Origin of the sequence: Streptomyces violascens (genome assembly GCF_014649955.1) — a bacterium.
GTDB lineage: Bacteria > Actinomycetota > Actinomycetes > Streptomycetales > Streptomycetaceae > Streptomyces > Streptomyces violascens.
This window is the reverse complement of the sequence record NZ_BMUA01000013.1, coordinates 132,762-146,403: the sequence shown is the minus strand read 5'-3', so window position 1 is coordinate 146,403 and position 13,642 is coordinate 132,762. Positions and strand designations below refer to the sequence as shown.

Genomic DNA, 13,642 nt, shown 5'->3' with positions numbered 1-13,642 from the left:
GGGACGGCACAGCGCTGCGGGACGGTCCTGGGGCGGGGCGGTGGGGCGTGGGGGTGGGTCAGGGGTGCGGGACGGCCGCCGCGGCGATGCCTTCCACTTCGGTGCCGGCCGGGGCGAGCAGGAAGACGTTGCGGTCGACGCGGTGCATTCCGCTGCCCAGGCCGAAGACGACGCCGGTGCTGAAGTCGAGGATCCGCTTGGCGACTTCGGGGTCGGCGCCCGTCAGGTCGAGGAGGACGGGGATCTGTGCGATGAGGTATTCGGCGACTTCGCGGGCGTCCGCGAAGATCTGCACCCTGAGGACGACGAAGCGCCGTTGTTCGACGGTCGCGTAGTCGCCGGGGATGGTCTGGTGGTCGACTCTGGACGGCCATTCGTTGCGGCCGCGCAGCGGAACGACCTGGGCGAGCCCCTCCCACTGTTCGTCGGTGACGTCGTACCTGCTCACCGGACCACCTCGCCCACGTGCTGTATCTGCATCCGGCCATGATGACGCCGCTCACCCGTTCAGCCCAACTTCGACACGGCCCAAGAGGTGTCGGCTATGACTCATCTCATGGGCTACGACTCGTCTCATGGGGTGGCACGCGTACGCGCGTCCCTATGAGCGGCCGAGCGGGATCGTGTCTAGGAGCAGGACGGGCACAGTCCGCGGTAGGTGATTTCGGCGCGGGACAGGGTGAAGCCGAAGCGTTCGTCGTCCGGGAGGTCGGCCAGTGGGTCGCCGGTGGGGTGGACGTCGCGGATGGTGCCGCAGTTGGAGCACACGAGGTGCTGGTGGGGGTGGTGGGCGTTGGGGTCGTAGCGCTTGGCGCGGCCGTCGGTGGAGACCTCCAGGACCTCGCCGAGGGAGACCAGCTCGCCCAGGGTGTTGTAGACGGTCGCGCGGGAGATCTCGGGCAGTCGCTCGGCGGCCTGGACGTGCACTTCGTCGGCCGTCAGATGGACGTGGTCGCCAGCGTCCAGGATCTCCGCGACGACGCGCCGCTGGGACGTCATCCGCCAGCCGCGCCCTCGGAGCCGTTCGAGCAGGTCACTCATACCGTTTCACCTGTCCACGTCAGGGGTCGGGATTCGGTGGAACACGCGCAGTGTGCCAGCCAGGGAGCGGCCGCGTTCCGATGGAATATGGGTTTGGTGTACTTCTTGACTTGGATTTGGTCCATCGTAGGATCGATGCCGCCGATAGCCTAGGGACAGGAAGACTTCCGTCCCACCCGCAACGGCCGTGTCCCCCAGACCCTCGCGGCGAGGGCCCCGACCCGGTCCCCGTCCGCAGGCCCCGGCTTCACAACGCAACAAGGCCGAGGCCGTCAAGCCGGTGCCCGTGCCCCGGTCGTTTCACCGCCCGCAGTTCCTGAGCACTGTGATCCACCGAGTGAAGAAGGATTGCCATGTCCGAGAACCCCGATGCAATCGTCACCGACGCCAAGACGGAGGGCACAGGCGGCTGCCCGGTCGCGCACGAGCGCGCACCGCACCCGACGCAGGGCGGCGGAAACCGCCAGTGGTGGCCGGAACGGCTGAACCTGAAGATCCTCGCGAAGAACCCGGCCGTGGCGAACCCCCTCGGCGAGGAGTTCGACTACGCGGCGGCGTTCAACGCCCTCGACCTCCCGGCCGTGAAGCGGGACATCGCGGAGCTGCTCACGACCTCGCAGGACTGGTGGCCGGCCGACTTCGGCAACTACGGCCCGCTCATGATCCGTATGGCGTGGCACAGCGCGGGCACGTACCGCATCAGCGACGGCCGCGGCGGCGCGGGAGCCGGCCAGCAGCGGTTCGCTCCGCTCAACAGCTGGCCGGACAACGCGAGCCTCGACAAGGCCCGCCGCCTGCTGTGGCCGGTGAAGAAGAAGTACGGCAAGAGCCTGTCCTGGGCCGACCTCATGGTCCTGACCGGCAATGTGGCCCTGGAGACGATGGGCTTCAAGACCTTCGGCTTCGGCGGCGGCCGCGCAGATGTCTGGGAGCCGGACGAGGACGTGTACTGGGGCCCCGAGACCAACTGGCTCGACGACGAGCGCTACACCGGCGACCGTGAGCTGGAGAACCCGCTCGGCGCGGTCCAGATGGGCCTCATCTACGTCAACCCGGAGGGCCCCAACGGCAACCCGGACCCCATCTCCGCGGCGCGGGACATCCGCGAGACGTTCCGCCGGATGGCGATGAACGACGAGGAGACCGTCGCCCTGATCGCGGGCGGCCACACCTTCGGCAAGACCCACGGCGCGGGCCCGGCGGACGCCGTCGGCAACGACCCCGAGGCCGCTCCCATGGAGCAGCAGGGCCTCGGCTGGAAGAGCAGCCACGGCACCGGCGTGGGCGCCGACGCGATCACCAGTGGTCTCGAGGGCATCTGGACGAACACGCCGACCGCCTGGGACAACAGCTTCTTCGAGATCCTCTTCGGCTACGAGTGGGAGCTGTTCAAGAGCCCCGCGGGCGCCCACCAGTGGCGGCCGAAGGACGGCGCCGGCGCGGACACCGTGCCGGACGCCTTCGACGCGTCGAAGAAGCACGCCCCGACGATGCTGACGACCGACCTGTCGCTCCGCTTCGACCCGGCGTACGAGCAGATCTCGCGGCGCTTCCTGGCGGACCCGGCGGCGTTCGCGGACGCCTTCGCCCGCGCCTGGTTCAAGCTGACCCACCGCGACATGGGCCCCGTCGTGCGCTACCTCGGCCCGGAGGTCCCCTCCGAGGAGCTGCTGTGGCAGGACCCGCTGCCGGCGCGCTCGTACGAGCTCGTCGACGCGGCGGACATCGCCTCCCTCAAGGAGAAGGTCCTCGCCTCGGGCCTTACGGTGTCGCAGCTCGTGTCGACGGCGTGGGCGGCCGCCTCGTCCTTCCGCGGCAGTGACAAGCGCGGCGGCGCCAACGGCGCGCGCATCCGCCTGCAGCCGCAGAGCGGCTGGGAGGTGAACGAGCCCGACGAGCTGGCGACGGTTCTGCGCACCCTCGAAGGAGTCCGTACGTCCTTCAATGCGGCGCAGTCCGGCGGCAAGCAGATCTCGCTCGCCGACCTGATCGTGCTGGCAGGCGCCGCGGGTGTGGAGAAGGCTGCCAGGGACGGCGGCGTCGCCGTCGAGGTCCCGTTCGCGGCGGGCCGGGTGGACGCCTCGCAGGAGCAGACGGACGTGGAGTCGTTCTCGGCCCTTGAGCCGACGGCCGACGGGTTCCGCAACTACCTGGGCAAGGGCAACCGCCTGCCGGCCGAGTACCTGCTGCTCGACAAGGCGAACCTGCTGACCCTGAGCGCCCCCGAGCTCACCGTCCTCGTGGGCGGTCTGCGCGTGCTCGGCGCCAACCACCAGCAGTCCTCGCACGGTGTGTTCACGGACAGGCCGGGGACGCTCACCAACGACTTCTTCGTCAACCTGCTCGACCTGGGGACGACGTGGAAGGCGACGTCCGCGGACCAGAACACCTTCGAGGGCAGTGACAGCGCCACGGGTCGCGTCCGGTGGACGGGCACCCGCGCCGACCTGGTCTTCGGCTCCAACTCGGAGCTGCGCGCGATCGCGGAGGTGTACGCGAGCGACGACGCGAAGGAGAAGTTCGTGAAGGACTTCGTCGCGGCGTGGACCAAGGTCATGAACCTGGACCGGTTCGACCTCGTCTGATCCCTGGGTCCAGGCCGGCCCGATCGAGCCGGCCTGGACCGTTTCCGCGGGTCAGATCTCCCCGGCCGGCGCGGGTGCGGCGGCCTCCGGCGCATCGGCCTCACTGACGGCGGCGGTGGTCCGGTACGGCGCCGCCGCGTGCTGGGCGGCGTAGAGGAGGACGGGTTTCATTTTTGGCCAGAAGTAGGTGTCCTGGCAGGAGTAGGGCGGGGTGAATCCGTCGCAGCCGCGGCCGTCGCTGTCGCCGACCTCGATGGTGAAGCTGGCGAGGCCGAGCTTGTCGAAGGTCCAGTCGTCGGTGCCGCCGGACGCGTCGTACAGGATCTCGCCGGCCTGCCCGGACTTGTACCCAGTGAGCGAGCCCATCTCGGTGGCCAGGGCGCGCAGGGCGGAGTCGCTGCCGGTGTGCGCGGTGTGGTCGAACCCCCAGGGCAGCAGCACCATGTTCGCGTCGCCGTGAAGGCTGATCATCATGCCCCGGGCCTCGGCCGGCGCGGGGGCGTCGTTCTCGGTGCCGGTGCGCACGGCCGGGTACAGCTGCCGGAACAGGCCCTCCAGGGCGGCGTTCTCCGGCTCTGAGTCTGCGGCCGGGCCGAGGTACTCCTGGCCGCAGGGCTTCTGCGAGGTGCCCAGGCCGCCCCAGTGGGTGCCGGCGTTGCGGTTGAGGTCGATGCCGATCTGGCCGCTGTGGCCGCAGGTCTTGCCGTGCGAGTCGTTGGCGTTCTTGCGGTGGAGTACGGGGTTGTCGCCGCCGGAGGCGACGATGTCGACGCCGTCCGGGTTGGCGAGGGGCACGACCCACATCTCGGTGGTGTCCATCAGCTTGGTGATGTCGGCGTCCTTGCCGTACCGGGTCGTCAGCTCGTCGATCCACCGCAGGGCGACCTCGCCGGTGGTGATCTCGCGGGCGTGGATCTGCCCCATGAGGAAGAAGCGGGGCTTCGTGGAGTTCGGGACGAGTGCGCAGTCCCCCGGCTGCATCTTGGTGACGCAGACGGCCTTGAGATCGCGGCCTTTGGCGCTGTCCTGCTTCTTCCGCCAGGACTGCCCGTACGTGACGACGGTGGCCAAATCCGGGTGCTGGACGGCCACTTGGTCGAGGTGGGCGTAGCTCCCGTCGACGGTGCGGTAACCGCCGTGGTAGGTGTCGCCCACGGCGGGCCGGACGGTGTTGGGGGTCGGCCGCGGCTGAGTCCCGACGGCGGTCGCGCTGAACCCGATCTGCTGCAGGGAGGCGGCGGTCGTTGGATCACCGAGGACGAACAGGTCGTTGCCCTCCCGCCGCTCCAGGAGGTCGAACCCGGCGGCGGCGAGAGTATGCGCGTCCTGGGTGTGCCGGATCGGTACGCGGTAGGTGACGAGGGTGTCGGCATGCGGGCCGGGGGTGTCGGCCGTGGCCGCCGGGGGAAGCGCGGCGGCAGCCAGAACGAGGCCTACGGCGGCCATGAGCGCGAGCCGTCTGTCGGACATGAGCGGGCCTTCCGTGGGGGTACGGGGGCGCGCGGAGCCGACGAGGAAGCACGGTGGCGGGCTTCGCGGGCGCCCCGAGCCGTCGCCTTGAGCCTTGTGCCGCGAGGCTATGGCTGCCTGCGGGCTCGCGCCTGGGTGGCGGGGGATGTGGGTGATGCCGGGGGGGGCATTCGGGTGAGGGCTTGCGGGGATCGGCAGCGAGCACCTCATGCGGCCACGGCATACCGTGCTGCCCATGACGCAAAGTGACGGCGATCTCGACAGCCTCGTACGCAAGCGGATCCGTGCTCTGCGCCTGGCGCGGGGCTGGTCGCTGGAGGAGTTGGCCGGGCGGGCCGGGCTCAGTCAGTCCACGCTCAGCCGGATCGAGAACGGGCAGCGCCGGCTCGCGCTCGACAGTCTCGTCACGCTGGCCCGCGCTCTGGACACGACGCTCGATCAGCTGGTCGAGACCGCCGCCGACGACGTCGTCTCCAGCCCGGTGATCGACTCCGCCCGCGGCCAGATGCGCTGGCCCGTCAAGGCGGACCCCGGCATGACCGTCATCCGCCAGCGCCTGACCGAGCCGCCCCCGGCCAGCCCCTCGCGCATGCGCGCCCACCCCGGCCGCGAATGGCTCGTCGTCCTGTCCGGCACCGCGCTGCTTCTCCTGGGCAACCGCCGCTTCCGTATCGAGACCCACCAGGCCGCCGAGTTCCCCACGATGCTGCCGCACGCCATCGGTGCCGAGGGCGGGCCGTGCGAAGTCCTGGGCATCTTCGACCGCGACGCCCGCCGCAGCCACCAGCGTCCGGACGGCGGTGGCGACAAAGGCCGGGCCTGAGGCCGCCGACGACCGGCCCTCTGCGGTATTTGCGCATTCGGCAACCCGGCAGGGCATCACCTTGCGCATCCCGGGAGATGTCGTGCCGTACGCGCAAGAGGGCCCCAGCGTCGACGACATGACCCACGCATCCCCGCATCCAGCACTGACCACCAGCACGAAACGGACAGCACCGGCCAGGCGGAGATTCTCGACCTGGACGCGGAGGTGCTCGCCGAGCACACCGCGTCCATCACGGCATCGTTGCCCCTGAAGTCCGGCCCGCTTCACATCGTGGACCTGGGCTGCGGCACGGGGGCCGGCACCTTCGCACTCCTCGCCCGCTTCCCCGAAGCCGAGGTGGCCGCCGTGGACTCCTCGGCCGACCACCTGCGGCGCCTGCGCGAGAAGGCCGAGGCGAGCGGCGTGGACGACCGGGTGCGTACGGTGCAGGCCGATCTCGACGCGGCCTGGCCCGACCTCGGCACGCCCGAACTCGTCTGGGCGTCGGCCTCGATGCACCACATGGCCGACCCGGCCCGCACGCTGCGCAAGGTCCATGAACTGCTCGCGCCCGGTGGTCTTTTCGCCGTCGTCGAGCCGGTCGGCTTCCCTCGCTTCCTGCCCGAGGGGGGTCCCGAGGAGCGGCCCGGCCTTGAGGAGCGCATCCACGCCGCGAGCGACCAGCACCACGCTGAGCACGTGCCGCACTGCGGCGCCGACTGGGGCCCCGGGCTGACCGACGCCGGGTTCACCGTCGAAGAGACACGCACGATCACGGTGCACCTCGACGGCTCCCGCCACGAGGCGATCGGCCGCTACGCCCTCCGCGGCCTTCAGCGCATGCGCGGCACCGTCGCACAGGCCCTGCCGGCCGAGGACCTCACCGCGCTCGACCGGCTGCTCGCCGCCGACGGCCCGCACAGCATCCTGCGCCGCGCCGACCTCGCGGTACGCACGGAACGTACGGTCTGGGCGGCGCGCCGCGCCTGATGCCCGTCCGAAGAGCCGCAGGTCAGGCGCCCCGCAACGGGCCGGGCGGGCGCGTGTGACCGGCATCTCAGGGGCGCCTCTCGCTGCGATGACCTGCGGGCATGCAGAGCCTGCATCAGAGATGCACGAGACCGGTTTGCGGGAGGGATACCGGCTTTGTGTAATCGGGCGATCGGGGGTCCGTACGGCTTCGGTGGCCGCTCAACCAGGTGGAAGGGAAGCCCAGTTGACCGGCCCTGTCGGCCGGGCCGACCCCCCGAAGGCCGGCAGGTCGGCACCAAAACGGACTTGGAGCGCCTCGGATGAGCGCCACACAGACAACAACGACAACAACGACAACGACTGCGAAGGCGCACGACGGTCGCGGCAGATTCATCCCGCTCCTCGCGCTGGGCACGTTCGCGCTGGGCGTGGACGCCTATGTGATGGCCGGACTGCTGCCTCGCGTGTCCAAGGATCTGGACATCTCGGCGTCGTCGGCCGGGCAGATGGTCACCGTCTTCACGCTCTGCTACGCGCTGGGCGGTCCGGTGTTCGCCACCCTGCTCGCCAAGCGGTCGGTGAAAGTGCTGCTCGGCGTGGCGCTGGGGGTCTTCACGATCGGCAACGCGCTGACCGCGCTCGCGACCACGCTGCCGGTCCTCCTGTTCGCCCGCGCGGTGGCGGGCATCGGCGCCGGCGTGTACTCGCCGATAGCCGCCGCCACGGCAGCGGGCCTGACCACCCCGGAACGGCGTGGCCGCGCGCTCGCCACGGTCATGGGCGGGCTGAGCATCGGCACCGTCATCGGCGTCCCCGTCGGCATGCTCCTCGCCTCGCACATCGGGTGGCGCGGCACGCTGTGGCTGATCACCGCGCTGGGCGTGATCGCGCTGATCGGCATCGTGCGGCTGCCGAGGATCGAGGTGAGTCCTCCACCGCCGCTGGGCCGGCGGCTCGGCGCCCTCGCGAGCGGCCGGGTGGCGGGCATCGTGTCCGTCTCTCTGCTCGGCGGTATCGCAAGCCTCGGTCTGTACACCTACCTCGCCGAGTTCCTGCTCGACGCCGCGCACACCGACCAGACGGTCTGGGCCATGTGGGCGTGGGGCGCGGGCGGCATCGTCGGCAGCCTCCTCATCGGCCGCGTCGTGGACCGGACCAAGCGTCCCTTCGCCGCGGTCAGTTGGATCCTGGTCCTCGTCGTGGCCGGTCAGTTCGCGCTGCCCGCCGCCGCTCATGCCGCAGCGGCCCTGACGGTCGTCCCGCTCGTTGTCTGGGGCGCGGCCGGCTGGGCCCTGCAAGTGCCTCAGCAGCACCAGCTCATCGCGGTCCAGCCCGAACAGGCCACGGTCGCCGTCTCCCTGAACGGTTCCGCCGTCTACCTCGGCAGCGCCATCGGGTCGGCACTGGGCGGCCTCGTACTGGGCCTCGGCACCGCCGCGGCCACACTCCCGTACTACACGGGCGCGCTCACCGTGCTCGCCCTCGTGCTGCACCTGACCGTGGTACGTGGTGCCCCGCGGCGCGGAGAGAACGCCATCGCAACACCCTGACCTGGGAAAATGACCGGAGTTGGCTAGCATCGTGTGCATGGATATCGGGCTGCGTCACCTGCAATGCTTTCTGGCCCTGGCCGAGGAGCAGCACTTCACCTGGGCCGCAGACCGTCTCGGTATCTCCCAGCCCACGCTGAGCCGGCACATCCAGCGCCTGGAGGCGGTACTGGGCCGGGCCTTGGTGGACCGCAGCACCCGCCACCCCCGGCTCACCGCGGAGGGGCAGCGCCTGCGGGCCGATCTCCAAGTCCTGCTGCCCCAGCTGGAAACGGCCCTCCGGCCTGCCGAGCCGCCGTCCTCGCTGCGACTGGGCTACGCGTGGGGCTACCCCCTCCAGCGCGGCCGCCGGGCGCAGGCCACGCTGGAGGAGCGGCACCTCGTCCTCGTGCAGCCCGTACGCCGCGACGACCGTACGGCCGGACTGCGCGAGGGCTGCGTCGATGCGGCCCTGGTGTGGGGCGCCGTCCGCGATCCGCGCCTGGTCACCACCGAAATCCTGCGGGAGCCGAACATCGCGGCGGTCGCCCGGACCTCCACCCTTGCGGTGCGCGACCGGGTCACCTGGCGTGATCTGGGGCGCCGTTGCATCATCGTCAACACCGTCAGCGGCACGCTCACCGCGCAGGACTGGCCGGCCGACGCCACTCCCGAGATCGGCGCGGAAACCTCCAACATCGAGGAGTACCTGCACGCCGTCGCCGCCCGGCGCGGGGTCGGCGTGCTCCCGGTGTCGGTGGCCGCACAGCACCCGGACCCGGACATCCTGTACCTGCCGCTCACGGGCGCCCCGCCCGCGGTCCTCACCTACGCCTACCCGCGCACCAACCCGCACCCCTACGCCGCGACGTTCGGCCGCGCCCTGCGCGAGGACCGGCCGGCCGAGCGGTCCGCCTTCGTACGGGGCCGGAACCGGAGGGCTTCGGCGGACGCTTAGAGCGCGGGGTGCCGCGGATGAGGCGGTGTCTTTGCATCCGGGTAACAGCACGGCGGTGCATTTTGTTGCATACACCCGTGGGAAACCACGCCCCCAGGCCTGTTCAAAGATTGCGTGTACACCCCTGCGGGTGATTTTCGAAGCAGGATGCAGGGACAGGAGGAGACCGGAGAGTGATCTTCCCTTTCCCGCTTGACCGTTCAGGGAACACTTCATCGCGAAAACTGGATGGATCGAGCCATTCGCAGCCTTCTTTCACGCCAATGTGATTCACATTTCATGTGACCAATGGTGTGACATCAGGCGCGCCGCCTTGACGCCGATGGCGCCCTCTTCTTTTGCATGAGGGAGACGTGCGAGGTGTCTTCTGCGAACGCCCGCAAGGGAGGGGCCCGGGACGGTTACATTCAGCTGCCGCCGGTCCGCCGGCGACACGGAAGAGGTCCCGGGCGCTGGAACGCCCGGGACCACCGATGAACCAGAAGGGAAGTACCCCTCGTGATCAACCGAGGAAACCGCGGCGCGTTGGAGAACTGCGCGGCATCCCGGCTCAGTATCCCGCAGTCGGGCTTACGGCAAACCTCTTCACTGTCACCGCGTGCCGGAGTGGTGGTGATCATCGTCGTGATCACCACCTGTCTCTGCACGGGGAGCATGCATGACTCGGCTTCTGCGTTGCAGCAGTTGGTGAGCGCGGCACTGTCCGGTGGTGTCACCGTGCACTGCTACTCCGCGCGTCGCCTCCCCGTGCGGCGCGTCTTCGTTCGCGGCGTCTGATCGGCCCGTGTTGGGGGCGTGCCGCCGTCGGTACGCCCCCAACACATGCCATCGAATGGCCAGTTGGCATCGGACAGGGCTCGGAGTGGAGAACGAGCGGCGGACATTGGCGAGTTGGCATGCCGCCTCTTCTGCGAGCGGCCCTTTGCGCAGCGCACCGGTCCGGGCCGCAGGCGTCTGTACTGCGGCACGCGGTGCCGCCGGAAGGCGCAACAGCGCCGAGACCGCAGGGTGGCGGCCCTGCGCGAGGCTGCGCCGACCACGCCTGCCGTGGCGGGCGAACGGCTGCACCAGCGCGTCGCCGAGCTGGTGGACGGAGCCGAGCAGGGACTGCCTCTGGACCACCTCCTGGCACTGGTCGGCCGACTGGATGGGGCGGCGGAGGGGTTTGTCGGTACGTGCTGCGCCAGCGGTCGGCGTCTGGAGAAAGCCGGGACGCGCCGGCCGCGCAGGTGGAGCCGGGCGCGGATCGGGCTGCCCCTGGCTCACGACGAAGGACAGTCCAGCGAGCGGATGCCTCTGCCCCGTACCGACACGAGCCGAGCCGAGGCCAGACACCGACCCCTATCCCCCAGCTTCCGCCCTGGAAAAGGCACTTCATGCCCTGGCCGCAGCAGCCGAGCCGGCTCTCGCGGACGCCGTGCTCCGCGAAGCCGCCGACACGCAAGGGGCGCCGAACTGGGCGACGGTGAGCGACTGGGTGTCGCTTCTGGGCGGGCGGCCGCAGGATGTCAGGCTGCTCTGGGAAGAGGCCGTCCAGGCAGGCCCGTGCCCCTGGGAATCGGTGGCCGCAGCCGCTGGTCGGCCGGCTGCCGCTCTGCGCGGTCTTCAACCGGCTGCGGCCGGCCCTCGCCCGCTGTCCTGGAGAGCCGTACGGGCCTGTCCGCAGAAACGGTTCAGGCGGTCCTCGACGGAGTCCACGTCCCGGACTGGCCGGGCGTGGCCGCTCTGGCCACCGCGCTCGGCGCGGCCCCGTTGCGCCTCAGGCCCGCCCGGGACACCCTTCGGATGTCCTTCAGCACTGCCCCCGGCCATTTCCCCGCGGGAGGCATCAGCCTGGCCGACGCCGCCTCGGCCGGGAGAGCCGCGCGGCAATGATGCCCCCGTGCTCGTGGTGCGCCGACTGACGTTCCGGTGTTTCCCCCGCGCCGCGCACAAATTCGCACACCTTTCCCTCCGTCACTCCCCTGGGGCGAGGGGGGCCGGTTCAGAGCTTATGGGCCGTCAACACGGCCTCTACCATGGGAATTTCCATCCCGCAGCGCTCCGGACAGGACGCCTCAGGGGCAGCTGAGACGTGAGGAGAAACCCCATTTCTGACGTCATCGACACCGAAACCCCCAGTGTGGCCCGCATGTACGACTGGCTGCTCGGGGGCGTCGACAACTACGCCAGTGACCGCGCCGCCTGCGACGACCTCCTCGCCATCGCGCCGAGCAGCAAGGCCCTCGCGCTCAACAACCGGGCTTTCCTGCGTCGAGTGGTACGCATCCTGGCGCAGGAAGAGGGCATCCGGCAGTTCATCGACCACGGGTCCGGCCTGCCCACCCAGGACAACGTCCATGAAGTCGCTCAGCGCGTGGACGACAGCTCCAAGATCGTGTACGTGGACAACGACCCCTTGGTCCTGGCACACGGCCGCTCCCGGCTCGACCAGAACGACCGGGTCACCGTGCTCGACATGGACATGCGCGACACCGACGCGATCTTCGACGCCGCCCACGCGGCGGGCTTTCAGCAGGACAAGCCCACAGCGGCGCTCTTCGTCTCCGTGGCCCACTGTCTCAAGGACGACGACGTCCAGCCGATGCTGGACCGCGTCAAGGCGAAGCTCGCGCCAGGGAGCTTCCTGGTGATCTGTCAGCTCGTCAGCGACCGGGCCGACGTCCGCAATCGCGTCACCGCCCTCATGAGCAAGGTCACGCACGACAACTGGGGCCGCGTCCGAGAGAAGAAGGATGTGCGCGGCTACTTCGACGGCTTGACCATCCTCACGCCGGGCCTGTGCGACGTCACCACCTGGCGTCCGGACAGCCAGGTCGTGCCCCGCTCGGGCGAGGACTGGGTCGAGTGGGGTGGCGTCGGCCGACTCGGCAACGCCTGAGACACCCAAGCCGCTGTCCGTGCTCCGCTGCTACTCCCCGGACGCGGACAGGCGCTGCTCGAACTTGCCGATCATCCGGTCCAACAACGCGATGCTTTCCCGCCGGTACAGCGCCGTCTGCTCCAGGCGGTCCATGACCGACCGGTACTGGGCAAGCCGGTTGGTCTCGGTCACATAGTTCGCCGAGTCGAGCAGCTCCAGGTACACCATCTCGGACGGCCCGTTGTCCTTGAACGTCAGGTGGGTCAGCGGGAAACTCACCGCACTGCTGATGCCCTGGTCGAACGGGATGATCCGGATGCTGGTGTGCTCCGTGGCCTCGTCGGCCCTCTTACGCAGGCTGCGCAACTGGCCCAGCATCACCTGCGCCCCGCCGACAGCACGGCGCAACACCCCTTCGTCCAGGATCGCCACCACCTCGGGGCGCTGCGGTGCGTCGAACAGCGACCACCGGTCCTTGCGTGCCTGGACCAGACGCCTGATCATCAAGTCGTCCGCCTCCGGCAGCGCCTGCTCGATGACCGCGGCGGCATACTCCGGGGTCTGCAGGAGCCCGGGCACCACATGGTTCTCGTACGTCTTGATCCGGAACGCCGACTTCTCCAGCTCGATGAGTCGCCGCAGGAACTGGGGCGTCACATCGGAGAATTGCTTGCCCCGCGAGTTCTGGCGGACCTGGCGCAGCAGAGCGTGGATCTCCTCCTCGTCGGCCGCCGACGCCCCGTAGTAGCGGGCCAGCTCCCACACGTCCTGTTCCTTGGGCGGGCTCTCGCCTCGCTCCACCCGGCTCAGCTTCGAGACGGAGCCCCGGATCTCCGGCGCCACCACCGCCAGCGACAGCCCTCGCTGCGTCCGCAGATCCCTGAGGAACGTACCCAGGAGTCTCGCGGCGGCATCACGACTCACGTCAGTGTCCCCCCACGAGCCGGACCGTGCGGCGTCCGACGCCCGCGCCCGGCGACTGGCGGACATACGCCCTCCCCATCTCTGGTCCACGATCCGCAGTATCCCAGCCCGAGGTCCGCACGTCCGCCAGAACCAGCCTTGGCCTAGCCCCTGTTCACTCGCGGAATCAGAACCCGAAGTCCCCGGCCCGGGCCCCCGCCACGAACGCCCTCATCTCGGCCTCCGTGAAAATCAGAGCCGGCCCGTCGGGAAACCGTGAGTTGCGCACCGCCGCACCGTCTTGCAAGCGGGCGATCTCAACGCAGTTCCCAGCCGCGCTGGCATGACTCTTCACCCACACCGCACCGGGAATCTCGTTCGCGGCCACACCGTTTGCCACCTGCATCCGAGCACCTCTTTCGCTCTACGTTCGGACCCACCGCCCGCACACCGAAGCCCTGCACCCCTCCCACATTCAGAGCACACCAATTCCCAGATGCAAGAACAGCGAAGGGC

The 13,642-nt window shown here is 69.9% G+C and carries 11 protein-coding genes; 6 read left to right on the top strand and 5 right to left on the bottom strand.

The features are described 5' to 3' along the window. Window positions 1-58: 58 nt before the first annotated feature. Both IE206_RS24570 and IE206_RS24565 read right to left on the bottom strand, forming a co-directional pair. On the bottom strand, window positions 59-448 hold the full coding sequence (locus IE206_RS24570) for a cell division protein SepF (RefSeq protein WP_053730371.1): 390 nt from the start codon (window positions 446-448) through the stop codon (window positions 59-61). Window positions 449-627: 179 nt separating this feature from the next. Beyond that, on the bottom strand, window positions 628-1,041 hold the full coding sequence (locus IE206_RS24565) for a Fur family transcriptional regulator (RefSeq protein ID WP_189965558.1): 414 nt from the start codon (window positions 1,039-1,041) through the stop codon (window positions 628-630). A gap of 353 nt (window positions 1,042-1,394) precedes the next feature. Here IE206_RS24565 and katG point away from each other — a divergent pair, with 353 nt between their 5' ends. Further along, entirely contained in the window at window positions 1,395-3,626 is a 2,232-nt protein-coding gene (gene katG / locus IE206_RS24560; protein ID WP_189965556.1) for a catalase/peroxidase HPI, read from the top strand. Window positions 3,627-3,677: 51 nt separating this feature from the next. On the opposite strand, the gene IE206_RS24555 is transcribed toward katG, so the two are convergent. Next, window positions 3,678-5,096: a M14 family zinc carboxypeptidase gene (locus IE206_RS24555; protein WP_189965553.1), complete on the bottom strand. Its 1,419-nt coding sequence runs from the start codon at window positions 5,094-5,096 to the stop codon at window positions 3,678-3,680. A gap of 235 nt (window positions 5,097-5,331) precedes the next feature. Here IE206_RS24555 and IE206_RS24550 point away from each other — a divergent pair, with 235 nt between their 5' ends. The 5 genes from IE206_RS24550 to IE206_RS24530 all read left to right on the top strand — a co-directional run bounded on the left by IE206_RS24550 (window position 5,332) and on the right by IE206_RS24530 (window position 12,241). Then, complete coding sequence (locus IE206_RS24550; protein ID WP_189965551.1) at window positions 5,332-5,919, top strand: helix-turn-helix domain-containing protein; 588 nt, start codon at window positions 5,332-5,334, stop codon at window positions 5,917-5,919. Window positions 5,920-6,048: 129 nt separating this feature from the next. Beyond that, window positions 6,049-6,891, top strand: coding sequence for a class I SAM-dependent methyltransferase (locus tag IE206_RS24545; protein WP_189965697.1), 843 nt, complete (start codon window positions 6,049-6,051; stop codon window positions 6,889-6,891). A gap of 302 nt (window positions 6,892-7,193) precedes the next feature. Further along, on the top strand, window positions 7,194-8,423 hold the full coding sequence (locus tag IE206_RS24540) for an MFS transporter (protein WP_189965549.1): 1,230 nt from the start codon (window positions 7,194-7,196) through the stop codon (window positions 8,421-8,423). Window positions 8,424-8,460: 37 nt separating this feature from the next. Next, window positions 8,461-9,360 (top strand): LysR family transcriptional regulator, encoded by a 900-nt coding sequence (locus IE206_RS24535; RefSeq protein WP_189965546.1) that lies wholly within the window; start codon window positions 8,461-8,463, stop codon window positions 9,358-9,360. A 2,074-nt stretch (window positions 9,361-11,434) separates the two neighbouring features. Further along, a complete protein-coding gene (locus IE206_RS24530; protein WP_226599769.1) occupies window positions 11,435-12,241 on the top strand; it encodes an SAM-dependent methyltransferase in 807 nt (268 codons plus the stop codon). A gap of 30 nt (window positions 12,242-12,271) precedes the next feature. On the opposite strand, the gene IE206_RS24525 is transcribed toward IE206_RS24530, so the two are convergent. Both IE206_RS24525 and IE206_RS24520 read right to left on the bottom strand, forming a co-directional pair. After that, window positions 12,272-13,147 (bottom strand): helix-turn-helix domain-containing protein, encoded by an 876-nt coding sequence (locus IE206_RS24525; RefSeq protein ID WP_189965544.1) that lies wholly within the window; start codon window positions 13,145-13,147, stop codon window positions 12,272-12,274. A 166-nt stretch (window positions 13,148-13,313) separates the two neighbouring features. Continuing rightward, entirely contained in the window at window positions 13,314-13,532 is a 219-nt protein-coding gene (locus tag IE206_RS24520) for a DUF397 domain-containing protein (protein WP_189965542.1), read from the bottom strand. Window positions 13,533-13,642 lie beyond the last annotated feature (110 nt).

Coding starts and splice junctions, on each gene's coding strand:
- IE206_RS24565 (WP_189965558.1), bottom strand. CDS start 1,041: ATGAGTGACCTGCTCGAACGGCTCCGAGGGCGCGGCTGGCGGATGACG.
- katG (WP_189965556.1), top strand. CDS start 1,395: ATGTCCGAGAACCCCGATGCAATCGTCACCGACGCCAAGACGGAGGGC.
- IE206_RS24555 (WP_189965553.1), bottom strand. CDS start 5,096: ATGTCCGACAGACGGCTCGCGCTCATGGCCGCCGTAGGCCTCGTTCTG.
- IE206_RS24550 (WP_189965551.1), top strand. CDS start 5,332: ATGACGCAAAGTGACGGCGATCTCGACAGCCTCGTACGCAAGCGGATC.
- IE206_RS24540 (WP_189965549.1), top strand. CDS start 7,194: ATGAGCGCCACACAGACAACAACGACAACAACGACAACGACTGCGAAG.
- IE206_RS24535 (WP_189965546.1), top strand. CDS start 8,461: ATGGATATCGGGCTGCGTCACCTGCAATGCTTTCTGGCCCTGGCCGAG.
- IE206_RS24520 (WP_189965542.1), bottom strand. CDS start 13,532: ATGCAGGTGGCAAACGGTGTGGCCGCGAACGAGATTCCCGGTGCGGTG.